Origin of the sequence: Brevibacterium sp. S22 (assembly GCF_004745485.1) — a bacterium.
Taxonomy (GTDB): domain Bacteria; phylum Actinomycetota; class Actinomycetes; order Actinomycetales; family Brevibacteriaceae; genus Brevibacterium.
In genome coordinates this window covers 98,521-122,488 of sequence record NZ_RHFG01000011.1, presented here as the reverse complement: position 1 = coordinate 122,488, position 23,968 = coordinate 98,521, and the positions used below count along the sequence as shown (strand labels likewise).

The following is a 23,968-nucleotide window of genomic DNA, read 5'->3' as shown; positions in this document are numbered from 1 at the left end:
CGGTCCGTCCACAGCCGCCTTCGCGAAGGAGGTGCCGTGAGTCTCAGCGGCCAGAACATCCAGGATAGGGCCCGGGAGGTTGCCCGTGGCTTGGCCGGCACCAGCAGCGGCTATCCGTTCACGAAGCACCTGCAGGTGTGGAAGGTCGCGGTGAAGGTGTTCTTGATCGTGACGGAGGATGACCCTGAACTGGAGATCATCACTGTCAAGGTCGAGTCCCACCGCGGTGATGCTCTTCGGCGCGACCACGATTCGATCAGTCGGGGGCACTACCTCGACAAAGACCACTGGATCTCCATCGGATCCGGGTCAGGCATCACCGCCGCAGTGGTTGAGGAGCTTGTCCAAGACTCCTATGACCTTGCCTGGGAGCAGGTGCCGCTCGAGGACCGTCCGTAATTGCACAACCGCTACTGCCTGCGGGTGAACAACCACCGTTGTGCCGAGACTGCGAAGATTGAACCTGAGCTATGGGGTTGGAGGTGACATTGTGAGTCAAGAAGCGCCGTCATTGTTTGAGCCTGATGACGTGGGCCGTCCGCTGGCTGATCGTCTGCGTCCGAAGTCCCTCGGTGATGTCATCGGGCAAGATCATCTGCTGGGGGGCGATGCGCCGATCGGTCGGATGGTCGCTGAGTCCAGGCTGGTCTCGATGGTGCTGTGGGGACCGCCGGGTTGTGGGAAGACAACCATCGCGCGGTTGCTGGCCGAACGCGCCAACCTCGTCTTCGAATCGGTCTCAGCAACATTCTCCGGAGTCGCCGAACTCCGCAAAGTCTTCCAATCAGCTGCCAAACGACGCGAGATCGGCCAGGGCACGATGCTGTTCGTTGACGAGATCCATCGTTTCAACCGCGCCCAGCAGGATTCTTTCCTCCCCTACGTGGAAGACGGCACGGTCGTGCTCGTCGGTGCTACCACGGAGAACCCCAGCTTCGAGCTCAACTCAGCATTGCTCTCCCGCTCCCAGGTCTTCGTCCTCAAACGCCTCGACGAGGAGGCGCTGACCACGCTCATCACACGAGCAGAGGAAACCGCTGAGAGAGAACTGCCTCTTGATGCGCAGGCACGACATGCTCTTGTGGCGATGGCTGATGGTGATGGCCGTTACCTGCTCAACCTCATCGAGCAACTCCAAACTGTCAGAGGTACTCTCGACACCTCTGGCCTCGTCGAACTGGTTCAACAGCGCGCACCGATCTACGACAAAGCCCAAGAGGGGCATTACAACCTCATCTCCGCACTGCATAAGTCAATGCGCGGTTCTGACCCTGACGCGTCACTGTATTGGTTGGCGCGCATGCTCGAAGGTGGGGAAGATCCCCTCTATGTCGCCCGACGGCTGGTCAGATTCGCCAACGAAGACATCGCGATTGCCGACCCACAAGCGATCCAACAGGCGCTGGCGGCATGGGACGTGTTCGAACGTCTCGGCTCCCCAGAAGGGGAACTCGCCATCGCTCAAGCCGTCGTCTACCTCGCAACCGCACCGAAGTCCATCGCCGTCTACCGTGGATTCAACGCAGCGAAGAAGCTCGCGAAACAGACAGGGTCTCTGATGCCACCTGCATATATCCTCAACGCCCCGACGAAGCTGATGAAGAACCTCGGCTACGGAGAGGGATACGAGTATGACCCGGACAGGCCGGGAGGCTTCTCAGGTGCGAACTACTTCCCTGAGGGCATGACACCGGAGAAAGTGTATCGGCCCACCAGCAACGGTTACGAGCACATCATCGCGCAGCGTCTGTCCGAGTGGGATCGGATGCGTGCTGAAAAACGTCAGCACGAAGGCCGCGCCGACAATGACCCGTCAGGCGATGGCGACACATGAACAAACAACGGAAGGGCGCAGGCACCATCCCAGACGCAGTTTGTAGAGTGAACGACGTTGGCATCGATGCAAGAGGAGTTAACAACAATGTTCGGAAGTCAACGACAGAGACCAGCGCCGGCGGTCGGTGCCTTCATCGACATCATGGGCCCCCGCTATGTGCTCACCTCCGCACGCGCGACCGCTCCCTATGCGAAGGGCAACCGCTTCGGCGGCGGCAACGTGCTCGCTGTGCTGCGGCCCGGCAGCCTCGTCGATATGTGGCGGGCACTGCAGGTCTGCGTCGACCACGACCTCATCGTCATCCCGCAGTCGGCCAACACCGGTCTGACCGGCGGTTCCGGACCCGGCGCTCAGGACTACGACCGCCCGATCGTCATCATCTCGACCCTGCGGATCAACCAGATCCACCTCATCAACGACGCCCGCGAAGCGATCTGCCTGGCCGGATCCACTCTGTACGAACTCGACGAGGCGCTCGCCCCGCTCGGCCGCGAACCGCACTCGGTCATCGGCTCCTCCTCGATCGGGGCCTCGGTTGTCGGCGGGATCGCGAACAATTCCGGCGGATCCCAGATCCGCAAAGGACCGGCATTCACGAAGCACGCGATCTTCGCCCGGGTCACCGAGGCGGGGCGCCTCGAGCTGGTCAATCACCTCGGCGTCGAGCTCGGTGATGACCCTGCCCAGATCCTCGACAGACTCCAACGCGGTGACTGGGATCCGACCGGAGTAACCCCCGCACCCGAGGACACGACGGAGACCGAATACGGCGAGCAGGTCCGCAGGATCGTCGACTCTCCGGCCCGGTTCAACGCGAACTCGGATTACCTGTATGAGGCATCCGGTTCGGCCGGCAAGCTCATGGTCTTCGCCGTGCGCACCCGCACCTTCCCGAAGGAGACAGGTGCGACCACCTTCTACGTCGGCACGAACAGTCCGGCCGAACTCGAAGACCTGCGTCGCGCAATCCTCACCTCGGACATGCCGCTGCCGATCTCGGGTGAGTACATGGGCCGGCCCTCATTCGACCTCGCCGAGAAGTATGGCAAGGACACGTTCGTCTCGATCAAGCATGCCGGCAGTCGCGAGCAGATCAGACTCTTCGCGCTGAAGAACTGGGCCAACGGGGTGTTCGCGAAGCTGCCGTTCTTCGGTGAGACCGTCGCCGACACGATCGCGCAGAACGCGTTCGGCCTGCTCCCGCAACAGCTGCCGAAGCGCATGCTTGAGTACCGCGACCGGTTCGAACACCACCTGCTGCTCGTCGTCAGCGGCGAGGAGAAGGACCGGATGGGCGCATTCCTCGACGAGTTCTTCGCCGAGGCGGCCCACGACGGCGATTATTTCGTGTGCAGTGCCGATGAGGCTCAGTCCGCGATGCTGCACCGTTTCGGAGCGGCGAGTGCTGCGACTCGGTACTTCAACCTCAACCGCGAAGACTCTTCGGACATGATCACCTTCGACGTGGCTCTGCGTCGTGACGATGAGGACTGGCTTGAAGTGCTGCCGGACGAGATCGCCGACCAGCTGCACATCAGCTCCTACTACGGGCACTTCTTCTGCCACGTCTTCCACCAGGACCATGTGGCGAAGAAGGGTGTGGACACGGTGGCGCTGAAGAAGCAGATGACCGAGCTGCTCGAAGCCCGCGGTGCCGCCGTACCTGCCGAGCACAACTATGGGCGGCTCTACCCTGTGCCGCCGGAGATGGAAGCCCACTTCAAGGAACTCGACCCCGGCAACGTCTTCAACCCGGGCGTGGGCGAGACCTCTCCGAGGAAGAACTGGGTCTGAGAGTCGGAACCTCTGGCGCGCCCGGCGCAGCACCCAACCCCGTTAGCGGCACACCACCCCGCTGCAACGGGGTGGTGTGCCGCTAACGGTGGTGGATGCATCACCAACGGTGCGATCACTCACTAGCGGTGACAGATGCTGCCGATGCCGCCTGCTGGGGGCTCCGCAGCTGAGATCCGGTGCGTCGACGCGCTCACGGTGATGGATGCTGACGGCCCTACACGTGGGTGACGGATGCCGTCGGCGGCCCAGCGTGCCGCCTCAGTCCTCGTCTTCGATCTCTGCGACGGCGGCCGCCTCGGCGCGGGCCTGCTTGATCTTGCGAACACGCGAGATCGTCATCAGGGTGAGCGCCGTGATGAAACCGAAGGGTGCACCCAACACAATGCTGTACGCGCTGACTGAGACGCCGAGAGTAGTGCTTGCTCCCATGCCGGCATCGATGAGCGGATACCCCTCGCTCATGTGGAAGAAGATTGCGCCAACCCAGACGATGGCAAATACGGCGCCCACGATGTTGCCGATGATCAGCCGCCTCGGCGAAACGCGAGCCATGGCCATCGAAAAATCCACGTTTTCGCGATTGCAATATGCCGAAATGACAACGCTGGTGACCATGGAGCCGAGGACGATGAGCGCGCTCCAGATTCCGGCGCCGAGGATGGCGAAGATGAGCCCGAGAGCGAAGAACACGTAAGTGGAGACGACAGCCCCCAGGGTGTAGGCGCGCAGGATGACGTCCCGTTCGCGTTCGTCGCCCATCGAAGGGTCGTTGAAGCCGGCGATCCGGTTGGCGAGTTCGTTGCTGGGCTTCTTCTTGTCGCTCGTGCTGTTCATTGTGATTCCTCCTTCAGCGAGAAGATCTCTTCCACGGCGGTCTCGAGTGCGCGGGCGATGCGCAGCGCCAGATAGACGCTCGGTGCGTAGTCACCGCGCTCGGTCGCGATGATCGTCTGTCGCGAGACACCGGTGAGTTGTGCGAGCTGGGCCTGGGTGAGCCCAGCGGCCTTGCGAACCTGTTTGAGGTCCGAGGTCTGAACTTCCATGTGGCTCCTTGATGTCAACTTATCTTTACATCCAAAAGTAAAGCATGTTTGACATAAGTATGTCAATGATCTTTGACACCGCCGAGGTGGTCCCGCGGTTTCGCGGATAACCAAGGCGTGATGTGCGGTGGGGAGGGAGATGCTCGTTGAGTGGGCGGCGGTGTGTGGCGGCCGACCCGTGCGGCGGGCCAGAGACAGGTTTGTACATACCGCACCATCAAGGCGAAAGCACCCCGTTGCAACGCGGTGTTCTGTGGCTAAGTACGTTGAGTGTGAAGTGGTGAAGATGCGGGAGTGCCGGGCGAGGGAGCGACTTCAGGGTTGTCTCAGAAAATCAGTAGCCCCGGTGATTTGATCAATCTTTCAGATCAGGGATCATTCCGGGGCTTTCGCGATGAAGTTTAACACATTGCTTCAGTGAGGAGGCTGAATGTATCTGCCGGAAGAGTCGCTCCTCCGGGAGTGGGTTAGTGCGGATAGGCTCTCGCGATACGCCCAAGAGAGAGAACCGACGAGTGCGCTCTATCTTTGGAACGCCGAACTCAGCTCGGCATATTTCGAGATCTCAGGGCACGCAGAGATCCTACTCAGGAATGTTTTTCACGGCCGACTAGCGCCTTTGAGCAACGACGGCCGATGGGTACATCGATCCCCAATTTCCGTTCACCCGGCGCGCTCAAAGAGACATCACGGTCGCAATCCGCCGCGCAACGAGGAATGGAAGTGTTCCCGAAAAGCCGGGCAAGGTGATTGCGGAATTTTCATTCGGCTTCTGGCGGTATCTGCTCGGAGTCCACTACTCATCAACGATCTGGCCCAAAATCGCTCCTGGGTTCTCGGGAGTCCCGCGGCACCTTCGCAGTCGTGCCGATTTGGAAGAAGCGGCCACTCGGGTAAATGACCTGCGTAATCGAGTGGCGCATCATGAGCCCGTTTTTCAGAAGTTTCCGGAACAGTACTTGGCGGACATCTATCTGATTGCCAAGTACGTCGACGATAGGGCGGAGCGGATGCTTCGTGATCTCTCGCGAGTTCCAGGAGTTCTGGCTCGCCGACCTCCGATCTGACTTCGAGGGCCATTCTCCGTGAGGAGGGGTGTTTGGGCTCTATGGGAGCACACATTGATCGGTGCGGAGGAAGGATGAGCGGCGCAATGAACATGGATCCCGCATGCATCCCCCACTGCAAACGGCAAAACACCCCGCCCGAACGGGGTGTTTTCGCGCTGACGGTGATGGATGCGCAAGGAATGGTGCGGTATGCGGCTAGCGCGAGGGTGTCGCGCTGACGGTGAAGGATGCCGCGCCTGAGACTGAGCCTGAGCTGCAGCCGACCCCAGCGAGCGCCGGCGCCCCTACTCCACAACCTTCACGCCCGCTGCCCGACGCCAGCGAGCCCCGGCGCCCTCTTACGACTCCACAACCTTCACGCGTCGGCGGTCCTTCTCCAGACGGGCTTCGTGGCTCGACCGCTTGGGGTTGAGCAGCTTGAGCAGCGACAGGGCAATCACAGCACCCAGCACGGCACAGCCAGCAGGCAGGAGCATCGCGGTCTTCGCATCGAAGGCGTCGATGATGTTGCCGGCGACGGCCGATCCGAAGGCGACGCCGAAGCCCAGCGAGGTGCCCAACCAGGCGAACGCCTCGGTGAGCCTGCGCGGGGGAGCCAACTGCTTGATGACCGAATTCGCGCCGATGAGGCTCGGGGCGATCGCGGAACCGACGACGATTAGAATGATTCCGTAGGTGACCATCGAGTTCGCCAGCAGCATCAGGCAGGCGCCCACGGCCAAGGCCGACACGGCCACGCCGAAGCGATGGTGGACAGCGGCCTGCCAGTTCCGGGCCCCGTACAGGGCACCGGACACCAGCGAGCCCAGGGCCAGGCACGACAGCAGAATACCGGCCGACGACTTCACTCCGAGCTCGTCGGCGAACGCGACGGCGATGACGTCGATGGCACCGAAGTTCACCCCGAGGAAGATGTTGACGATGATGATCGCGAAGATGCCCGGGTTCGAGAACACGTGCCCCTTCGCCTCGGTGGACCGCTCCACCGGCGGGGGTTCGGTCGCCTTCTGGATGTAGAGCAGCAGCGAACCCACGCCGACGGTGATCATCGAGAGGATGATCCCGGCAGGCGGCCACACGGCTGTGGCGAGCACCGTAGCCAGCACCGGCCCGGAGACGAACATCAGCTCATCGGCGACCGACTCCCACGAGAACGCGGTCTGCAGCTTCTTCGGAGTATCGACGATATGCGACCAGCGCGAACGCACCAGCGAACCGACGGAGCCGACGGTGGCACCGCCGATGCCGACGAAGACGAAGACGAATCCCGTCCACCATTCCTCGTACACTGACACGATGAGCAGGGCCAACGCGATGAGGTGGGTGATGACGATGGGCACCATGACCCTCGCCTGACCGAGGCGGTCGACGAGGCGAGCGATCCCCGGGCCGGCAAGTGCCTGGACGATCATGTACACGGCGGAGACGATTCCCGCCATGCCGTACGATCCGGTCACGCCCTGGATGAAGAGGACGATGCCCAGACCCAGCACGGCGATGGGCATGCGTGCGATGAGACCGGCCAAAGAGAACTTGAGAGCACCGGGAAGAGACAGAATTTCCCGATAGTTGTTGAACACCAGGAAAGTCTACCGAGCGCCCCGGATCACAGCCAGACGAACCCCGCGTTATTACTGGTGAGTCCCCTCACCTCGGCGTCGGAAATCATCGGCGGGTCACGAACCGGCATCAGTCCCAGTCAGCCCAGTCGAAATCAGGCATCACAACGTCTGACAAGGCAGAACACCTCGCCGAGGCGGCCCCGGCCGCCCGCTCGTCCCCGCCCTTGCGAGCATGGCCCAGCGCGCGGCTGAGAAATCGGTCACCCCGGTCGCTATACAATGAGCGGGATTGCCCACTTTCCGCGGCGCCTGGCGCCGACCGCACAAACCCCGGAGTGCCGATGACGGACAACACCACCTTCGACGATCTCTTCGACCACCAGAACGAGGAACAGCAGCGCCCGCGCAAGAAGAAGCGCGTGTGGCGCAAGGTCCTCGTCGTGCTGCTGATCATCGTCATCCTCGGCGTGCTCGGCATCGGACTCTACGTCTGGAACGTCGGCCGGTCGTTCGACAACAACGCGAACCAGCTCAGTGATGAGCAGGTCTTCGGCAAGGACAGCGCCGGCGGCAAGGAAGGCGACGGCACGAACATCCTGCTGCTGGGCTCGGATGAGTCGATGAGCGATGTCGATGTCAACGATTCCCGTGGACTGCGCTCGGACACGATCATGGTCATGCACCTGCCCGAGGACGGTGGCAACGTGCAGATCATGTCGATCCCGCGTGACACCTATGTCGACATCGACGGCCACGGCAAGGCGAAGATCAATGCGGCCCTGTCCTACGGCGGTCTGCCGCTGGCAGTGTCGACGGTCTCGGACTTCATCGGCACCGAACTCGATCACGTGGCGATCATCGACTTCGAAGGATTCAAGGCGCTGACCGACAGCCTCGGCGGGGTGACCGTGAACTCCGAACAGGCGTTCGAGAAGAACGGCTACTCCTTCACCCAGGGCGAGAACGTCCTCGACGGCGATCAGGCGCTGACCTTCGTGCGTGAACGCAAGCAGTTCCAGGACGGCGACTTCCAGCGTGCGCGCAATCAGCAGGCGTTCATCCGCGGGCTGACGAACGAGATGATCTCGGCCGACACTCTGTCGAACCCGAAGAAGATCCAGGACATGGTCAAGAACTTCGCGCCGTACATGTACGTCGACTCGGGGCTGGACGCGAAGTACATCTCATCGACCGCGTTCAACATGCGCGACGTCCGCCCCGGCGACATCGAGTTCTTCACCGCTCCCGTCGCCGGCGTCGGCACCTCCCCGGACGGTCAGTCGATCGTCAACGTCGACGAGGAGGAGCTGAAGAAGGTCCGCGACGCGTTCAAGAACGACACCGTGGCCGACTATGTGCAGAACGCCCCGGAGGCCCACCTCTGAGACCTCGCCGAGGCGGCTCACCGCAGCCGCGAACGCGGCGGCCCAGCTCCGCTGAGTCAAACACCGAGCCCCGCTCCGGAAGTTTCCCGGAGCGGGGCTCGGTGCATCTGGACCACAACCCGATCACGATCCGCGACGGGGCAGGAGATTCACCCCTCGAAGCTGACCTGGTGCACAGCGTGTGGTGCTGCACCCCACTCGTTCTGGTCCGCAATGGCTTCATTGGAGACGCCGAGCGTCATCTTCTCTCCGGTCGTGGAGTTCCGGTAGGTGATGTACGTCGTGCCCGCGGCCCCCTCGGCGCCGGTGTTCCTCCAGTGAGAGCCGTTCTCATTGCTGTGGTTGGCCAGCTTGTCGGCGACGTCCGCGGAAGCGAAGGCTTCCACGCGATCAGTGTTGTCCTGGCCCCAGGCGATCACGAGCTCATCGGCATACTTCCCAGCTTCGACCGGGTAGTACACGGACTGTGTGCCGACTCCTGCGTCTGCCGACTGGCTCGATGAGCTCGCAGAGGATGTGTCGGCGGCCAGGGCCGGTCCGCCGGCGAGTCCGAGGCCGGCTGCTCCGGCGACTGTGGCGATGCCCAAGGCTGCTGCACGGTTGCGCATGGTGGTCTTCATGGTGTCGATCCCTTCTTCTCAGGTGCTGCCACTGCTCGGTGGCATGATCAGTATTCCGACCGATTCTGAGGTCGCGGCAACGGTCTCTGGGAGCGAACTCAGAGCGGATAACAGCACGAAGACAGCAACATTGCAATCGTGCGGCAGCGGCGTCTCAGGTGTGCAGACTATCGGTTGACGGCAACGGCTCTTGCCTGTGAAACCGGTGGTGATGACGTCGTTTCGTGAGAGCTCCCGGTTCTGTCGGCGATCGGGACCGACAGGGTTTACGACGAATTCTTCTGCGTGGCGATACGCGATCGTGATCTCGCCGACGTCTCGATGACCGGCTTTGCCGGCGAGGGGCTGGACCACAGCCCAGGCGATGACAGACGACCGCCTCGGCGGGGAAGTCTCTGCGGGTGGAGCGAACATCCACGACCGCGATAGTGACGCAGATCATATGCGGAACTGCGGCGCCTGACTATGGTGGAGACATCCCCGACCGCGGTCGGCACACGGACATGTGGCGACAGCGGAAGGGGCGAGACGAAGCCCATGAATCGAGGTTCCCATGACCTATGTGATCGCGCAGCCGTGTGTCGATGTCAAGGACAGGGCCTGTGTCGACGAATGCCCTGTCGACTGCATCTATGAGGGCGAACGCAGCCTCTACATCCATCCCGATGAGTGCATCGACTGCGGTGCCTGCGAGCCGGTGTGCCCCGTCGAAGCGATCTTCTACGAAGACGACGTCCCCGACGAGTGGGAGGCCTACTACAGCTACAACGTCGAGTTCTTCGATGACCTCGGTTCGCCCGGAGGCGCAGCGAAGCTCGGCAACATCGGCACCGACCACCCGAAGGTGGCCGCACTGCCGCCCCAGAACCAGGACTACCTCGGGCGGCAGTGAAGACGGCGCAGGTCCCTCGGTAACTGCCTTCGCCCTACTCCAGCACCCCGTCGACGAGGGTCCGTGCGTCGTGCTGGACGGCTCGCAGGTGGTCTTCGTCGCGCAGGGATTCCGCGTAGATCTTGTAGACGTCTTCTGTGCCTGAAGGCCGCACGGCGAACCAGGAGTTGTCCGTGGTGACCTTGAGTCCGCCGATGGGCGCATTGTTGCCCGGCGCCGAGGTGAGCACCGCCTTCACGGGTTCACCGCCGACGGTCTTCGCGCTCACCTGAGAGGCATCAAGGGTCCCCAGCCGTGCCTTCTGTTCGCGGGTGGCCGGGGCATCCTGGCGGGCGTACGAGCTGGTGCCGTGTTCGGCGGCCAGACCCGCGTAGCGCTGCGAGGGCGTCTGGCCCGTCTTCGCTGTCATCTCGGCGGCGAGGAGGGCGAGGATGATGCCGTCCTTGTCCGTCGACCACACCTTGCCGTTCCTGCGCAGGAACGATGCGCCGGCCGATTCCTCGCCGCCGAAGGACAGCGTCGAATCGAGCAGTCCGGGTACGAACCATTTGAAGCCGACGGGCACCTCGAACAGGGTGCGGTTGTGAGCGGTCACGATCCGGTCGATGATCGACGAGGTGACCAGTGTCTTGCCGATCGCCGCCGAGGCGGGCCACTCGGTGCGGGTCTCGATCAGATAGTCGATGGCGGCGGCCAGATAGTGGTTGGGGTTCATCAGGCCCGCGTCGGGGGTGACGATGCCGTGGCGGTCGGCGTCGGCGTCATTGCCGGTGGCGATGTCGAAGTCGCTGCGAGAGGTGATGAGACCGGCCATCGCGTAGGGGGAGGAGCAGTCCATGCGGATGTTCTCGTCCCAATCCAGGGTCATGAACGACCAGGTGGGGTCGACGTCCGGATGGACGACGTCGAGGTTGAGGTCATAGTCCTCGGCGGTCGCCGCCCAGAAGTCGACGCTGGCTCCGCCGAGCGGATCGGCTCCGATCTTCAGCCCGGAGGTGCGGATGACATCGAGGTCGATGACCGACTCGAGATCGTCGACGTAGTTCGAGACGTAGTCGAAGTTCTCTGTGTTCTCCAGGTGAAAGGCCCGCTGGAAGGCGGTGCGCGGAATCTTCTCCCACCCCTCGGCGAGGTAGGTGTTCGCGCGTTCGGCGATCCATGTCGTCGTTTCGGTGCCGGCAGGTCCGCCATGCGGCGGGTTGTATTTGATGCCGCCGTCGGCAGGCGGATTGTGGCTGGGAGTGACGATGATGCCGTCGGCCTGAGCATCCTCGCGGGACTTCCCCGCGTTGAAGCCGAGGATCGCATGGGAGACGGCAGGGGTCGGGGTGAAGCCGTCGCGTTCGTCGATGAGCGCGGGCACCTCGGCGGCGGCGAGCACCTCGAGGACGGTGAGGAATGCGGGCTCACTCAGTGCGTGGGTGTCACGGCCGAGGAAGATCGGCCCGCGGATGCCTTTGTCTCGACGGAGGTCGACGATAGCTGCGGTGATGGCAGCGATGTGCGCCTCGTTGAAAGAGCGGTTGAAGCTCGAACCGCGGTGGCCCGAAGTCCCGAAGCTCACTGCTTGCGACGGCACCGACGGGTCGGGGACCAAGTCGTGGTAGGAATCGAGAAGGGCAGGGATGTCCACGAGATCCTTGTCTTGGGCCAACTGGCCGGCGCGTGTTGTCATTCTTCTACCTAACCAAATGACTGCGGTTGCGCACAGTTGTGTCCACGGTGTTCTTGCATCGTGGACTCTGCGGGCGCGCCGGAGCGAGATATCGCGCCCCGGAGTCCGATGACGTGCCGTGTCTTCCGGAGCGCAGATCCCGCCGAGGCGCAGACTCAGTCCGGCGGCTCCACGGAGTCGTCGTCTTCTTCCTTGGTGTCTCCACCGCTGATATCTCGGTCTTTGTCGGGGGAGGACCCTTCGGCTTTGGTCTGGGCGGCCTCGGGGTCCCGCTCGATCGGAACGTCATGCTCGGCGGCAATGCGCCCGAGCCTCTCTTCAGGAGTCTGGGAGCTGCCTTCGGCGTCTGTCTCGGCACCGACTCCGACGGCAGTGCTCTCGATCTCCTGCTCGTCGTCGGTCTGCTGTTCCGCTGCGTTCTCCGGCAGGTTCGTCTTCTGGTCATTCATGACTTCGCTCCTTTCGGAGTTGAACACGATCACCGCATTCGACGGTGGTTCGGGGATCACGCGAGATACGGCAGTGATCCATGGTGCCGACGGTAGACCCATCACGGCGTGCGGGCAAGGGGGTCGGGACCGACGCTCGGGGCCCTGTGCAAGGTGAGAGCGCTGAGATAGAGTGAAATCACTCTGCGGGCAGGCGCTGAGACCTGCCCCACGCGAACCCACATGATTGGGACGAGGATCAGATATGGTCGGGCCCGACGCGGAATCGGTCAGACAGCGAGCCTCCACCGGCGGCCTGCCCTCCGACAGCTTCATCGACGCGGCCCTGGCAGACATCCACGCACGCTACCGCGGACTCGACGACGGTGAGGTCGCCGACTATATCCCGATCCTCGCCGAGGCGGATCCCCGGTGGTTCGGACTCAGCCTCATCGAGTCGGCTGGGACCGTGCACGAGGCCGGAGACGTCGACATCGAGTTCTCCATCCAATCCATCTCCAAGGCCTTCGTCTTCGCGCTCGTCTGCCAGTCCCGCAGCTCCGAACTCGTCCACGAACGCGTCGGCGTCAACAACACCGGGCTCGCCTTCAACTCGGTGATGGCGATCGAGCTCAACGACGGCAAGCCGTTGAACTCGATGGTCAACGCCGGGGCCATCGCCACGACCGCGCTCATGCCCGGAGCCACCTCGGCGGAGAAATGGGAGAACATCCGCTCCGGGCTCTCCCGCTTCGCCGGGCGGCCGCTTCGCCTCGACGGTCGAGTGTACGAATCGGAGATGAAGACGAACCAGCGCAACAAGGCCCTGGCCCGTCTGCTCGAGAGCTACGGTCGGATCATCACCGACCCGCTCGACACTGTCGACATCTATACCCGGCAGTGTTCGCTGCTGGTCACCGCGCACGACCTCGCGGTGATGGGAGCCACCCTCGCAGACGGCGGCATCAATCCGCTGACCGGTCGGCAGGTCGTGTCCGCCGAGGTGGCCCGTGACACGCTCGCGCTGCTCGCCTCGTGCGGGATGTATGAGAACAGCGGCGAATGGCTCTTCGAGATCGGACTGCCCGCCAAATCCGGGGTCTCCGGCGGCATCGTCGCCATCGCCCCGGGCAAGGGAGCTTTGGGCACCTTCTCGCCGAGGCTGGACTCCGCGGGCAACAGCGTGCGCGGTCAGCGTGCGTGCTTCCACATCTCGCGGGTACTGGGCATGAACCTCTTCGCATCGAACGCCGTCGCCGAACGCCCACAGAAGGGACGCTGATGAACACCGCCACCGGATCGACTGCCGACACCGAGGAGCGCAGATCTTGGGCGCCGATGATCGGGCTCTTCCTCGCTCAGGTCCTCATGTCCTTCAACGTCGCCGCACTGCCGATCTCGCTCGGCGGAATGGTCGAGGACTTCGGGGTTCCGCCCACGGTCGCCTCGTCGACGATCGTCGTCTACGGCCTCGCTGTCGCGGCATTCGTGATGACCGGTGCGAAGCTGGGTCAGCGGATCGGGTGGGTGCTCATCTTCCGCATCGTCCTCGTCGTCTTCGCGGCCTCCTCGCTGCTCATGATCTTCTCTCGCACCGTGACCTGGGTCATCGCCGGTCAGCTGCTCGCCGGTGCTGCCGCCGCGATCATCGTGCCCGCCCTGGTCGCGCTCATCGCGGAGAACTACCGCGGCGCCCAGCAGGCCGCGGCGGTCGGCTCGCTCGGCTCGGCGCGAGCCTTCTCCGGGATGAGCGCCTTCCTCATCGGCGGCACCTTGGGCACGTTCGTCGGGTGGCGGCCGATCTTCTTCATCACGCTGGGCCTGGCTGTCATCGTCTTCGCGCTGACGTTCACGCTGAAGTCGGACAAGGGCGACGCGGCGATCCGGATCGACCTCGTCGCCTCGGCGCTCATCGGTGCGGCGGTCGTGCTGCTGACGATGGGGTTCAACAACCTCAACGGGTGGGGTGTCATCCGCGCCGAGGATGGGGCGCCGTTCTCGATCGCCGGGCTGTCCCCGGCGCCGGTGTTCATCGTCGTCGGCGTCGTCCTCGGGCAGCTGTTCTTCGTGTGGACGAAGCGACGGAAGGCGGCGGGGAAGGTGCCTCTCGTCGACATCAGCGTGCTCGGTCGGCCGAGCGAACGGGCGGCGGTCTATGCGATGTTCGTCATCGTGGCCATGGAGGCGGCGGTGAACTTCACCGTGCCCACCTACATCCAGGTCGTGCAGGGGAGGACCCCTTTCGACACGTCGTTGGCGATGCTGCCGTTCAACCTGACAGTGTTCGTCACCGCCACACTCATCATCCGCTTCTACAAGCGATACTCGCCGCGCTCCATCGCACTGTTCTCGTTCGGGCTGACGACCGCCGCGCTTGTCTGGCTCGCGTTCGTCGTGACGAACAATTGGGAGACTCTGCCGACGATTCTCGGCCTCATCGTCTTCGGCATCGGGCAGGGTGCGCTGGTGACACTGGTGTTCAATGTTCTGGTCACGGCCGCGCCGAAGCATCTGGCCGGTGATGTCGGGTCGATTCGCGGCACCGCGCAGAATCTCGCCTCGGCTGTCGGCACCGCGGTGATGGGGGCTCTGCTGGTCACGGTGCTTTCGGCCGGCTTGGCGTCGGCCGCCGATGATCATCCCGAACTGCCGCCGGAGCTCGTCGAGCAGGTCGACCTCGACAACGCGAACTTCGTGAGCAACGACGAACTGCGGGAGGTGCTCGCAGGCACGACGGCGACACCGGAGCAGGTCGAGCATGCCGTCGAGCTGAACTCTCAACAGCGGCTGCGCACGCTCAAGCTCGGGTTCCTCATCCTTGCCGGGATCAGCCTGGTCGCGGCAGTGCCGGCTTCTCGGCTGCCGAAGTATCGGCCCGATGAGATCCCGGACCCCGCCGAGGAGGGCTAGAGTTCCGGTCCATCCGGAAGGGGGCGACATCGCCCCAGACGGTATGAAGTGATCCCCTTGGTATGAAGCGATCCACCAACTCGACGTGTATGCTCGGTTCTCTCCCGGCTGTCAGTCGTTCAGGCTGATGTCCTCTGCAAGCTGCGGGCTGTGCATATCTGCACCCTCGTCCAATGCCTTCCGGTAGCGCTCGAGGTCGCGGGCATCAACATCGGTGCCGCTCAGGCCTCGGTGCCAGTATGCGCGAGCCAGCAGATCCTGAGTGTTCACGTTCCAGTCGTACTTCGCCACGGAGCGCAGTGTGCGGACAGTGGAAGTCTCGGCGGCGATCCATACCTGCGATCGGGCACCGTTGCCCACGATCCCCTCTGCCTTGAGATCAGTCAGACTCGGCACGAATGTCACGGCAGAGTTCGACCCTTCTGTCCCGGCCGCTCCTAAATAGTCACGCGTCGACTCCGGCGCAATGATGTGAGTGTGAGTCGAGGCGGTCTCGGTGGGCAGCGCTTCGATGATCGATGCCAGCGCAGGTGCTCCAGCGTCGTCGGCAATCAGCACCAATTGCTCAATCTCCGCCGGCAGGTACCACTCCGCGCGCATCCCGCTGATAGACACGGTGTCGCCTGGCGACAGCGCGGAAAGCCAGAGGTTGAGCAGGCCATCGGAGTGGCTGGACACGTCGACGGTCATGAGCCGTCGGGCACGATCGAGACTCCTGACGGTCAGGGCACGGAGCAGCGGATCCTGTTGCCCGGGCCAGGTCGGCAGGCCCTGGGCGTCCCGCACAGGAGCATGTGATCGGCGGTCGAGGGCGTCGAGGGGAGGAATCATGACCTTGAAGGCATCCGCTGCGCGAGGATCGGAATACTCATCGATTTCATGTCCATGCAAGGTCAGGCGGCGAAACCCGAAAGACACATCGGTGACGTCGAGGACATCGAGATTCATCGTGATCAGCGGTCGCTGTCGACCGATTTCCCGAATTGCAGACTTGATTGAATCCATGACCACATCTTACTTAGGTAAGGGTAGGTTAAGTTAATCAATTTCCCACACTCGGCAGCTCCAGGCGGGGACAAGCTCTTTCCCGCACAGGATGACTCTGACGTCACTGGCGATGCTGTATTGGCCACTGCCTTGTCGGCACAGACCGTGACGACAGCTCTCTGGGCACGTGAGAAACTTAGTTCAGTACTCACACGAATCGTCGAGCTCCGCAACGATAGTGCCAAGGGCCTGAATCGGATACGGGTAAGTTGCCATATCAATGTCTGATGCTGGTCAGAACCATGTCTTTTCACCAAGCGAAAGCGGGCGTGGCTTCGGGCACTATGGAGGTGAACTCGAGTGTGATCGAACCGCTGTCATCGTCGACGCCGGTGATGACTGTCATCTCATAACCGGCGAAGTCTCCTTGGTTTCCGGTCTCGGCGTCATGGGCGAGGAACTTCGCGCCGGCTGTATCGGTGAGGCCCACTGCGTCATCAGCGAGAATCTTGCCGAGTTGTTCCTGGGCATTCGAAGCCTTCGACTGACTACCTGTCGTGGCCTCGTCGACATGGTCGAGGCGCACCTCGATCATGTGCGGGTCGATGGGCCGAACTCCTTGGCTGATCGAGGCGTCGACGCCGTCGAGCTCGGCGTCGCATCGGGTGTCGAATTCGCTGTGGCAGGTGAAGCCATTCTGTTCGAGACCGAATGCCTGTTGATCCGGCAGGGGGAGAGCCTTCGGTTGGTAGACGGTGCTTGCCGAAGCGCCGCCATCCTTGCCGTTGAGAATCTTGATGGAGCTCGGGGCGGTTTCGACCAGCACGCCACCGGGCAGCTCCTGCGCTTCGAAAGCCTTGCCGTTCATCAGCCCCTTGATCGGTTCTTCGCCTGAGGGGAGAAGCGCCTTGTCCATCGACTCGACCGCAGTGGCGAGGGTGCCGTCGATCGCATCACTGTCCGAGCCTGAGGCCTCGGCCTTGATCATGGCCACCGCATCATCTTTGGATAGGACCGACACCGAGGCAGTCGCTTCGTGGATGTCGTTCGCAAAGCACCGTTTCAGTTGAGCATCGCCGTCCGAATCGAAGCAGTCCCATCCTTGAGATGAGAGCTCGTCAACGAGCTGTGTGGCTGAACCGATTGTCATCGTCGGTGCCGGATCCTCATCGTGGAGCAACGTGGGTGCGACTGCCTGAACAATGACGACGATGATGAGCACGCCGATGACAGAGAGAAGAACTGGCCGTTCTCTGCGGCCAAGCGATTTCGACAGCGAGTTCGCCACGCGTGAGCTGACCCCGTTCCGGTGTTGGAGACGGCAGCCGCAACGAAATCGGCTCGACTGCCTGTTGGCCATCGCGACGCTACAGACAGTCGAGCCGGGGTGGGTAGAGGTCGACGAACCTCACACGGTCAGCGGCCCCAAGTCGTCACTTCACCCAGGGCTCTTCGCCGGTCTCGGAGACGACGGCGACGCCGGAGCAGGTCGAAAATGCCGTCGAGCTGAACTCTCAGCAGCCCCTGCGCACGCTCAAGCTCGGGTTCCTCATCCTTGCCGGGATCAGCCTGGTCGCGGCAGTGCCGGCTTCTCGGCTGCCGAAGTATCGGCCCGATGAGATCCCGGACCCCGCCGAGGAGGGCTACACAGGCGAGTGATCGCGCGGAGCAACCCGGGGGCGTTTGGATTCCGCCCGGCGTTCAGTTCCCTGTTGCGAGTTGGTCGAGCAGCGGTGACATCCGGTAGGAGATTACTTCCGTCGTCGCTACACATGTGCTGCTTCGCTGGACCCCAGGCGCCAGCTGAATGCTCTGAGTGATCCGGTGAAGATCGACTGTGTCCCGAGCGATCACACGAAGCATGAGGTCGGCTTCACCGGTGGTGGTGTGGGCCTCGATGACTTCGGGAATTCCAGCGATTGCTTCGTAGACGGAGTCGATGAGCTGCTGTGACACCGAGAGCGTGACAAAGGCGATGAGCGGTCGCTCGAGACTCGATGGCGAGAGTGTGGCGCTGGGTGATCCGAGGGCGCCGGTGCGGCGGAGGCGTTTCAAGCGAGCGTGCACGGTGTTCCGCGACAGTCCCAAGCGGTTGCTCAATTCGACCAGAGGAGAATCCAGGGAGCTGTCCCTGGCTAGCAGTATTCGAGCGTCAGTCGCGTCAAGGCTATACATATGATCAACAGTACATGCCTATGGTCTAGTCGGACTGAGCAGATGCACACTCGAAGTTGTATTGGTTGTGCAGGTGGAAACTTGTGTCTACTGTCTGGCGGTATGACTGGATCACAGATGAACGACCTGCCGCGCATCGACCTCCGCGGATTCACCTCGCCCGTGCAGTTCCTGTCCCGGCTCAGCGAAGAGCTCGACATCGAGGTGTGGGCGAAGCGCGACGACCTGGGTTCAGTGGGGCTTGCGGGAAATAAGGTTCGCAAGCTCGAGATGGAGCTCGCTCATGCGCAGTCCCTGGGTGCGACCCATATCGTCACAGAAGGCTCCCGTCATTCCAACGCCACCCGGGCTGCCGCGGCTGCGGCAGCCGCGATCGGGATGAAGTGCACGCTGGTGCTGTGCCACGATGAGCCGAAAGAACCCGTCGGAAATCTGCTTCTCGACGCGCTCTTCGGAGCCGACCTCCGCCTTGTCGGCGATATCTCGTGGGTGGAGCTTGCCCGCCGTACCGAGGATGTTGTCAGGGAGTTGGAAGACACCGGCGAGAGTGTCTATCGGCTTCCCATAGGCTCAGCGACCGGCCGCGGTGCGACCAGCTTTGCCCGCGCCTACATCGAAGCCGATGAGCAGATTCGAGCACAGGGTTCGCAATTTTCCACCATTGTGCACGCGAGCTCCGCCGGAAGCACGCATGCCGGCCTCACCCTCGGCCGAGCAATCAGCCAGTCAACGACCCGCATCCTCGGTGTCATCGTCGCCGGTGAGGTCTACGATGATGTCCCCGGTAACTACCTCCGGCTGGCCAACGAGGCCGCAGCGCTCGTCGCGCCGGAAGTCACTATCGCTCCGTCGGACTTGGAGACGACAGAGGATTATCTCGGCGAAGGTTACGGAGAGCCCGCTGCCGGCGTCAGCGAAGCCATCGATCTGATGTCCAGGCTCGAGGGAATTGTCGTCGACCCTGTCTACACGGCGAAAGCAGTCGCGGCAATCATCGATATGGCGCGCCGGCGCACGCTTGAGGGGCCGGTGCTCTTCTGGCACACCGGCGGCTACCACGCGATCTTCGACCCGAACTACACGGCCAGCATCTGGTCCAGTCTTCCACGGCTTAGAGATATTCGACTCTGACCTCGGTGCGTGGAGGGGCCGTCTCGATATCCGCAGCCGATGGCAAGGCGCTGCGGCTCCTGTGAGAACTGGGATAACGTCCCTCATGAAACAACTCTTGTTGTGGAACTGAGGGCATGTGCCGATGCTGTGGTGCTTCCTCGACCTGCACGGCGACCAGGCGACAGCATTGCGGACGAATCCGTTTGTCAACAGCGCCGTCGCCGAGGCGGGCAATTGGCTCTCGGTCGCCGACCGCGTCGAATTCGTCGACGACGGTTCCAAGGTCGACGAACTCTGGGACGATTCCGTCGTCGCGTGGTTTGAACAGGGACGCAACGACCCGAACCTCGCCTTATAAGGTCACGAGCGACTCCGCGCAGCACGGGGCCTCACGGGCTAAAAGCTCTCCGCCGTGGCCCGGATCGTCAAGTCCAAGGTGACCGGTCAGCGCGCGGGCGGCGGAAGCGACACAACCGAACTCTGACGCGAAAGCAAACAGACGAGCGATGGTCTGCACGCCCGCAGCCTGGCGCTCGCTGTCGTGTCGAGACTCCTGTCTCGAGAGCGGGCGTCCTCAGCCGCATACGGTCAGCGGCCCGAACCCGTCACTTCACCCAAGGCTCCTCGCCGGTCTCGGAGACGATCGGCTTGCCGTTGTCGAGGTTCCACGACCCCATGCCGCCGGCGACGTCGAAGGCGTCGAAGCCATTCTGGTTGAGCCACGCCACGGCTCGGTTCGAACGTCCGCCTGTGCGGCAGATGACGTACATATCGTCATCGAGGGGAAGGTCGTCGAGGCGCGTCGGCAGCTCGCCCAGCGGCATGTGGATCGCGCCCTCGATGTGCCCGGCCTCCCACTCATCGTCCTCGCGGACGTCGACGATGGCGGCCCCTTCGGGGATGTCGTTGACAGTGACGGTCGTTTCTTCATCCATGACCTCAGTCTAGGCACGCAAGCCAGGTGCTCGCACCCGGCCGAAGAGTCCGAATCCAAGCCCGTCTCCCCACTCCAAGGGGGCTGTTGTCGACCGGAGAGGCGTGTGAGAATGACCGTGCAGGCGTTTGATGCGCCGGCCGTTCACGGCTCGCGTGCAACGGTCACGGCTCGCACCAACGACTGCAGCGCCAGGAACCGTCTGCGAAGGGAAATGGTCATGAACAACAGAGACAAGAGTGACGAGTCGTCGGCCGAGGCGAAAGCCCGTGACGTCGCAGCGAAACTGGACGAGGCGGCAGAGCCGCTGGCCGGGACGTCGAACATGAACTCTCACGCCGAGGTCGGATACACCGAGCAGAACGTCGAGGCACGCGCCCAGAACGCCGCCGAAGAAGAAGGCGTGACGCTGCACCGCAATCCCGACGGCTCGCATACGGCGGTCGACGATTCGAAAGTCGCCGAGGCGACCTCGAGCTCCGAATCCAAGTATTCCGAGAGCCCAGCCCCGGCTCGCACCGCCGCCACCGACGACACTGAAGCCGGCCAGGTCTCCACCATCGGCGACGGACCAGCTCCCGCAGGTGAGGCTGCGACGGATGAGCTCGATCAGGCCGATGTCGTCAAGATCCTGCGCGGCGGCGATTCCGTCATGCTCGCGACCGCGCTCGCCGACGGCAAGATCCTCGCCCACCCGATGGCACCGCAGGAGGTCACCGAGGACGCCGATGTCTGGTTCTTCCTCGCCCTCGACGGCGACCAGGCGAAGGCACTGCAGACGAACCCCGAGGTCAATATCAGCATCGCCGAGGCAGGCAACTGGCTGTCGGTGGCCGGGCGAGTCGAGTTCGTCGACGATGAGACCAAGGTCGATGAGCTTTGGTCGGATTCCGCTACAGCGTGGTTCGATGACCGCCGGGACCCGAATCTCGGGCTCATCAAGGTCGTCACCCACTCCGCCCAGCACTGGGGCCTGCCCGGCGGAAAGGCCGCAGGCCTGTTCCGCATGGTCAAGTCCAAAATCACCGGGGACAGACCAGCCGGAGGCACTCAGACCACAGAACTCTGAGCGGCACGAGGTTTCAGAGCGTCGAGTAGCTTAGGCGCCTGCCACATCTGATACTGCACAGGACCACGTAGCTTCGGAACGGGCATGCCGAAGTGACTATCCTCTCTTCCAGGAGGGCTCGACTCAGTACCTTTCGGTCTCGCGCAAGGTCGACCAGCATCTTCATCCGAAAGGACCCCCGATGTCGTTCGGGACCTCTCTCGACACGTTTGAAGACAAGACAGGCCATACTCCATGCGAGTCCATCTATATGGCTATGCAGTGCGACAAGTACGCTGACTCGGTCAAAGCTGCCGAATTTTTCGATTGGATCAAGACCGACTTCGGCCTCGGCCGCGAACACGGCATAGTCCACGTTCTCGTCATCAAGATGAGGCTCAGTCTGGCGTCAAACATGTAGGTGCCGGAGGGACTCACAATCACGAGACCGAGATGCTCAAACTCTGCGGTGAGTTGAGCAAACCTGCGTGATACCGCCTTAACGGGAACAGCCCGCAGTCGTGTACGACGAGTCAGATTCGTTGTTCTCAGAAATGATCCGGAAGCTCAGAAAGGTCAGGAATTTCGACATACGGCTGATAGAAGTTGCTTCCGGGCCTGTTGTACCTGTTTACCCAGATTCGCCGGACGTCGTACTTCTTAGCCGGCATGATGTCGTATTCCCAGCCTTGAGCGACGTGGGTGATAAATGCAGGATCTCGATCGATGGTCCGGAAGAGATGGTTGAAGGCACCGTCTCGGGGCTTGTACCAGCCCGCGTCCTCGGCAGTGATGACGAAATCAAACTCCACACCGATGGTCGCGACGTGATGGGAAATGAAGTCTCGGTCCGAGTTGGAGATGATAGCCAACTCGACTCCCTTCTCTTTGAGCGCGCGCAGCGCCGAGGGCACCTCGGGAAAGACGGGAAAGCTCTTCGCATCCTCCACCAATTGGTCACCGTAGGCGTTGTCATACGGTGCCCCGTGCTGAAGCATCGTCGTCTCCAGCGTCTTCCGTATGAGATCCTGATACCGGGTATAAGGACCCTGCGCGACAGCGTAGAAGCGTGCGACGCGCAAGTTGTCGAGAAATTCATTGTGGTCGACTCCGACTTCGTCCAAACTGTGTTGAACGATCGGCAGCGCCGCTCGGTTCAGGTCGAAGTCGACCAGCGTGCGATAGCAGTCGAATGTGGCGATCGGCGTCTGAATGGTCAAGAGATGCTCCTAGTTTCAGTAGAGATTGAGCGGCTTACTGGATTTCGTTTGGTTCGAACGCGGCGTCTATTCAAACGGGTGTGCTTGAAGTGAGTGGATTATGAGTAGTTATCCCGGTGGAGGCATCTTCAATGTCGAAGAGTGGAGAAGCTCTTGTGAGGAATTCCAGATCCAGATCTGTGCGCCCCGTGGTGATGAGCTGGGCACCGGCCTCTCCGATTGCAGGACTGATCTTGAAACCATGCCCGGAGAACCCGGTCAACACGGCAATGTTTGAGTCGTCCGGGTGCAGTCGGATGTGTTCGTGCATTGTTCGCGTATAGCTTTCGATATACGTGTCAAGACGCACCGGGTTTGGTTGCAGAACGGGCAGAAGGTCGGCGATTTTGCGATTGAACCGGTCGATTTCGATTCGTGCGGCGTTTCCTCGCAGGTCACGCTCGACCGTATCCGGGTCTGCCGTCGACAAATGATCGTTGAATCCAAGACCGAGCTTGACTGTCAGCCCGTCCGGCGTCGGAATCCCGTAGCAGTAGTGCGGCGCAGCACGCATGAAGGGTGGGAGACCATACAATGCAGTGTCAGCAGTTCCTGCGAACCACGCAGAGGTCAGCCTTTTCGACACGACGGAATCTCGAAGGTCGGGTATGAGCTTCGTCGTCCATCCGCCGCAGGCGACGACTGCTCGGTCGAAGTCTAAGAAACCTCGAGAGGTATGCAGTCGCACCCCTGCCTCGCGTGATTCGAGGCGATCGATACGTGTGTACTCACGAACGTCACCGCCATGCGCAACGCCGCGCGATACTGCGGCGGTGACCGTCGCTGCCGGATCGATGACCCCAGCCTCGGTATCCCAGATTCCGATCTCCTCGTAGCCTGGGGACAACTGTGGAAAACGCTCGGCGATGTCTCGAGTGTTGAGTGTCTCGTGGGGTGCATCGAGCATCGCCGCAGACTCCAGTGCGTTGATCACTTGAGGATTGTCGGGTTCGCCAATGAACAGAACGCCGGTGAGTCGGCGCAGACTTCGGTCCGACTCGGTAGCTAGTTCGTTCCAGAGCTGCTGTGCGCGGCGGATGACGGGAACATATTCGAGGTCACCGACCTCGAGATTCCGGTAGAGCCGGCTTTCTCCGCCTGCCCCTGCAAAGGGGTGCCCCACATAAGCGGATTCGAAACCGGTAACGTCGATCCCGGAAGTTCTTGCGAGATTCCAAAAGATCTGGGCACCTATTGCGCCGAGTCCGATGACTGCAATCTTCATAGCATGGC

23 protein-coding genes are annotated in these 23,968 nt (G+C 62.3%); 11 read left to right on the top strand and 12 right to left on the bottom strand.

Annotated features, from left to right (window positions below; genetic code table 11):
- Positions 1 to 36 precede the first annotated feature (36 nt).
- The 3 genes from EB835_RS11150 to dld all read left to right on the top strand — a co-directional run bounded on the left by EB835_RS11150 (position 37) and on the right by dld (position 3,631).
- Positions 37 to 399, top strand: a complete 363-nt coding sequence (locus EB835_RS11150) for an MmcQ/YjbR family DNA-binding protein (RefSeq protein WP_135809541.1) — start codon at positions 37 to 39, stop codon at positions 397 to 399.
- A gap of 112 nt (positions 400 to 511) precedes the next feature.
- A complete protein-coding gene (locus EB835_RS11145; RefSeq protein WP_240688687.1) occupies positions 512 to 1,834 on the top strand; it encodes a replication-associated recombination protein A in 1,323 nt (440 codons plus the stop codon).
- An 87-nt stretch (positions 1,835 to 1,921) separates the two neighbouring features.
- Positions 1,922 to 3,631 (top strand): D-lactate dehydrogenase, encoded by a 1,710-nt coding sequence (dld, locus tag EB835_RS11140; RefSeq protein ID WP_135809539.1) that lies wholly within the window; start codon positions 1,922 to 1,924, stop codon positions 3,629 to 3,631.
- 261 nt (positions 3,632 to 3,892) lie between these two features.
- Here dld and EB835_RS11135 read toward each other — a convergent pair whose 3' ends face one another.
- From EB835_RS11135 to EB835_RS11125, 3 genes are all read right to left on the bottom strand, one after another.
- On the bottom strand, positions 3,893 to 4,468 hold the full coding sequence (locus EB835_RS11135) for a hypothetical protein (RefSeq protein WP_135809538.1): 576 nt from the start codon (positions 4,466 to 4,468) through the stop codon (positions 3,893 to 3,895).
- Positions 4,465 to 4,677: a helix-turn-helix transcriptional regulator gene (locus EB835_RS11130; protein WP_135809537.1), complete on the bottom strand. Its 213-nt coding sequence runs from the start codon at positions 4,675 to 4,677 to the stop codon at positions 4,465 to 4,467. The genes EB835_RS11135 and EB835_RS11130 overlap by 4 nt, the downstream gene beginning before the upstream one ends.
- Positions 4,678 to 6,085: 1,408 nt before the next feature.
- On the bottom strand, positions 6,086 to 7,327 hold the full coding sequence (locus tag EB835_RS11125; RefSeq protein ID WP_135809536.1) for an MFS transporter: 1,242 nt from the start codon (positions 7,325 to 7,327) through the stop codon (positions 6,086 to 6,088).
- Between the two features lie 323 nt (positions 7,328 to 7,650).
- Here EB835_RS11125 and EB835_RS11120 point away from each other — a divergent pair, with 323 nt between their 5' ends.
- Positions 7,651 to 8,694: an LCP family protein gene (locus tag EB835_RS11120; protein ID WP_135809535.1), complete on the top strand. Its 1,044-nt coding sequence runs from the start codon at positions 7,651 to 7,653 to the stop codon at positions 8,692 to 8,694.
- A gap of 149 nt (positions 8,695 to 8,843) precedes the next feature.
- Here EB835_RS11120 and EB835_RS11115 read toward each other — a convergent pair whose 3' ends face one another.
- Positions 8,844 to 9,314, bottom strand: coding sequence for a hypothetical protein (locus EB835_RS11115; protein WP_135809534.1), 471 nt, complete (start codon positions 9,312 to 9,314; stop codon positions 8,844 to 8,846).
- 553 nt (positions 9,315 to 9,867) lie between these two features.
- Between EB835_RS11115 and fdxA the strand changes: the two genes are divergently transcribed.
- Positions 9,868 to 10,206: a ferredoxin gene (gene fdxA, locus EB835_RS11110; RefSeq protein ID WP_135809533.1), complete on the top strand. Its 339-nt coding sequence runs from the start codon at positions 9,868 to 9,870 to the stop codon at positions 10,204 to 10,206.
- Between the two features lie 34 nt (positions 10,207 to 10,240).
- Here the strand turns inward: fdxA and pgm are convergent, their stop codons facing one another.
- On the bottom strand, positions 10,241 to 11,881 hold the full coding sequence (gene pgm / locus EB835_RS11105) for a phosphoglucomutase (alpha-D-glucose-1,6-bisphosphate-dependent) (RefSeq protein ID WP_135809532.1): 1,641 nt from the start codon (positions 11,879 to 11,881) through the stop codon (positions 10,241 to 10,243).
- A gap of 155 nt (positions 11,882 to 12,036) precedes the next feature.
- Complete coding sequence (locus EB835_RS11100) at positions 12,037 to 12,330, bottom strand: hypothetical protein (RefSeq protein ID WP_135809531.1); 294 nt, start codon at positions 12,328 to 12,330, stop codon at positions 12,037 to 12,039.
- Positions 12,331 to 12,574: 244 nt separating this feature from the next.
- On the opposite strand from EB835_RS11100, the gene glsA reads away from it, so the two are divergent.
- Together glsA and EB835_RS11090 are read left to right on the top strand one after the other, a co-directional pair.
- Positions 12,575 to 13,591, top strand: coding sequence for a glutaminase A (gene glsA / locus EB835_RS11095; RefSeq protein ID WP_135809530.1), 1,017 nt, complete (start codon positions 12,575 to 12,577; stop codon positions 13,589 to 13,591).
- Complete coding sequence (locus EB835_RS11090; RefSeq protein ID WP_240688686.1) at positions 13,591 to 15,219, top strand: MFS transporter; 1,629 nt, start codon at positions 13,591 to 13,593, stop codon at positions 15,217 to 15,219. The genes glsA and EB835_RS11090 overlap by 1 nt, the downstream gene beginning before the upstream one ends.
- Positions 15,220 to 15,330: 111 nt before the next feature.
- Here the strand turns inward: EB835_RS11090 and EB835_RS11085 are convergent, their stop codons facing one another.
- The 3 genes from EB835_RS11085 to EB835_RS11070 all read right to left on the bottom strand — a co-directional run bounded on the left by EB835_RS11085 (position 15,331) and on the right by EB835_RS11070 (position 18,306).
- The gene (locus EB835_RS11085; RefSeq protein ID WP_135809529.1) at positions 15,331 to 16,224 is read right to left on the bottom strand and encodes a siderophore-interacting protein; all 894 of its coding nucleotides are present in this window, start codon (positions 16,222 to 16,224) and stop codon (positions 15,331 to 15,333) included.
- A gap of 292 nt (positions 16,225 to 16,516) precedes the next feature.
- Positions 16,517 to 17,356: a hypothetical protein gene (locus tag EB835_RS11080; protein WP_135809528.1), complete on the bottom strand. Its 840-nt coding sequence runs from the start codon at positions 17,354 to 17,356 to the stop codon at positions 16,517 to 16,519.
- A gap of 551 nt (positions 17,357 to 17,907) precedes the next feature.
- Complete coding sequence (locus EB835_RS11070) at positions 17,908 to 18,306, bottom strand: Lrp/AsnC family transcriptional regulator (protein WP_240688685.1); 399 nt, start codon at positions 18,304 to 18,306, stop codon at positions 17,908 to 17,910.
- 177 nt (positions 18,307 to 18,483) lie between these two features.
- Between EB835_RS11070 and EB835_RS11065 the strand changes: the two genes are divergently transcribed.
- Both EB835_RS11065 and EB835_RS11060 read left to right on the top strand, forming a co-directional pair.
- Complete coding sequence (locus EB835_RS11065) at positions 18,484 to 19,512, top strand: 1-aminocyclopropane-1-carboxylate deaminase/D-cysteine desulfhydrase (protein ID WP_135809526.1); 1,029 nt, start codon at positions 18,484 to 18,486, stop codon at positions 19,510 to 19,512.
- Between the two features lie 124 nt (positions 19,513 to 19,636).
- Positions 19,637 to 19,852 (top strand): pyridoxamine 5'-phosphate oxidase family protein, encoded by a 216-nt coding sequence (locus tag EB835_RS11060; RefSeq protein ID WP_240688691.1) that lies wholly within the window; start codon positions 19,637 to 19,639, stop codon positions 19,850 to 19,852.
- A 247-nt stretch (positions 19,853 to 20,099) separates the two neighbouring features.
- On the opposite strand, the gene EB835_RS11055 is transcribed toward EB835_RS11060, so the two are convergent.
- Positions 20,100 to 20,429 (bottom strand): rhodanese-like domain-containing protein, encoded by a 330-nt coding sequence (locus EB835_RS11055; protein ID WP_135809524.1) that lies wholly within the window; start codon positions 20,427 to 20,429, stop codon positions 20,100 to 20,102.
- 219 nt (positions 20,430 to 20,648) lie between these two features.
- Here EB835_RS11055 and EB835_RS20850 point away from each other — a divergent pair, with 219 nt between their 5' ends.
- Together EB835_RS20850 and EB835_RS11045 are read left to right on the top strand one after the other, a co-directional pair.
- Positions 20,649 to 21,497 (top strand): pyridoxamine 5'-phosphate oxidase family protein, encoded by an 849-nt coding sequence (locus EB835_RS20850; RefSeq protein WP_346763149.1) that lies wholly within the window; start codon positions 20,649 to 20,651, stop codon positions 21,495 to 21,497.
- 181 nt (positions 21,498 to 21,678) lie between these two features.
- Positions 21,679 to 21,897, top strand: a complete 219-nt coding sequence (locus EB835_RS11045; RefSeq protein WP_135809522.1) for a DUF4287 domain-containing protein — start codon at positions 21,679 to 21,681, stop codon at positions 21,895 to 21,897.
- 127 nt (positions 21,898 to 22,024) lie between these two features.
- Here EB835_RS11045 and EB835_RS11040 read toward each other — a convergent pair whose 3' ends face one another.
- Positions 22,025 to 22,696: an HAD family hydrolase gene (locus EB835_RS11040; RefSeq protein ID WP_135809521.1), complete on the bottom strand. Its 672-nt coding sequence runs from the start codon at positions 22,694 to 22,696 to the stop codon at positions 22,025 to 22,027.
- A gap of 70 nt (positions 22,697 to 22,766) precedes the next feature.
- Entirely contained in the window at positions 22,767 to 23,960 is a 1,194-nt protein-coding gene (locus EB835_RS11035; protein WP_135809520.1) for an FAD-dependent oxidoreductase, read from the bottom strand.
- Positions 23,961 to 23,968 lie beyond the last annotated feature (8 nt).

Coding starts and splice junctions, on each gene's coding strand:
- dld (WP_135809539.1), top strand. CDS start 1,922: ATGTTCGGAAGTCAACGACAGAGACCAGCGCCGGCGGTCGGTGCCTTC.
- EB835_RS11135 (WP_135809538.1), bottom strand. CDS start 4,468: ATGAACAGCACGAGCGACAAGAAGAAGCCCAGCAACGAACTCGCCAAC.
- EB835_RS11130 (WP_135809537.1), bottom strand. CDS start 4,677: ATGGAAGTTCAGACCTCGGACCTCAAACAGGTTCGCAAGGCCGCTGGG.
- EB835_RS11120 (WP_135809535.1), top strand. CDS start 7,651: ATGACGGACAACACCACCTTCGACGATCTCTTCGACCACCAGAACGAG.
- EB835_RS11115 (WP_135809534.1), bottom strand. CDS start 9,314: ATGAAGACCACCATGCGCAACCGTGCAGCAGCCTTGGGCATCGCCACA.
- fdxA (WP_135809533.1), top strand. CDS start 9,868: ATGACCTATGTGATCGCGCAGCCGTGTGTCGATGTCAAGGACAGGGCC.
- pgm (WP_135809532.1), bottom strand. CDS start 11,881: ATGACAACACGCGCCGGCCAGTTGGCCCAAGACAAGGATCTCGTGGAC.
- EB835_RS11100 (WP_135809531.1), bottom strand. CDS start 12,330: ATGAATGACCAGAAGACGAACCTGCCGGAGAACGCAGCGGAACAGCAG.
- glsA (WP_135809530.1), top strand. CDS start 12,575: ATGGTCGGGCCCGACGCGGAATCGGTCAGACAGCGAGCCTCCACCGGC.
- EB835_RS11090 (WP_240688686.1), top strand. CDS start 13,591: ATGAACACCGCCACCGGATCGACTGCCGACACCGAGGAGCGCAGATCT.
- EB835_RS11085 (WP_135809529.1), bottom strand. CDS start 16,224: ATGGATTCAATCAAGTCTGCAATTCGGGAAATCGGTCGACAGCGACCG.
- EB835_RS11080 (WP_135809528.1), bottom strand. CDS start 17,356: ATGACAATCGGTTCAGCCACACAGCTCGTTGACGAGCTCTCATCTCAA.
- EB835_RS11065 (WP_135809526.1), top strand. CDS start 18,484: ATGACTGGATCACAGATGAACGACCTGCCGCGCATCGACCTCCGCGGA.
- EB835_RS11060 (WP_240688691.1), top strand. CDS start 19,637: ATGCTGTGGTGCTTCCTCGACCTGCACGGCGACCAGGCGACAGCATTG.
- EB835_RS11055 (WP_135809524.1), bottom strand. CDS start 20,429: ATGGATGAAGAAACGACCGTCACTGTCAACGACATCCCCGAAGGGGCC.
- EB835_RS20850 (WP_346763149.1), top strand. CDS start 20,649: ATGAACAACAGAGACAAGAGTGACGAGTCGTCGGCCGAGGCGAAAGCC.
- EB835_RS11045 (WP_135809522.1), top strand. CDS start 21,679: ATGTCGTTCGGGACCTCTCTCGACACGTTTGAAGACAAGACAGGCCAT.
- EB835_RS11035 (WP_135809520.1), bottom strand. CDS start 23,960: ATGAAGATTGCAGTCATCGGACTCGGCGCAATAGGTGCCCAGATCTTT.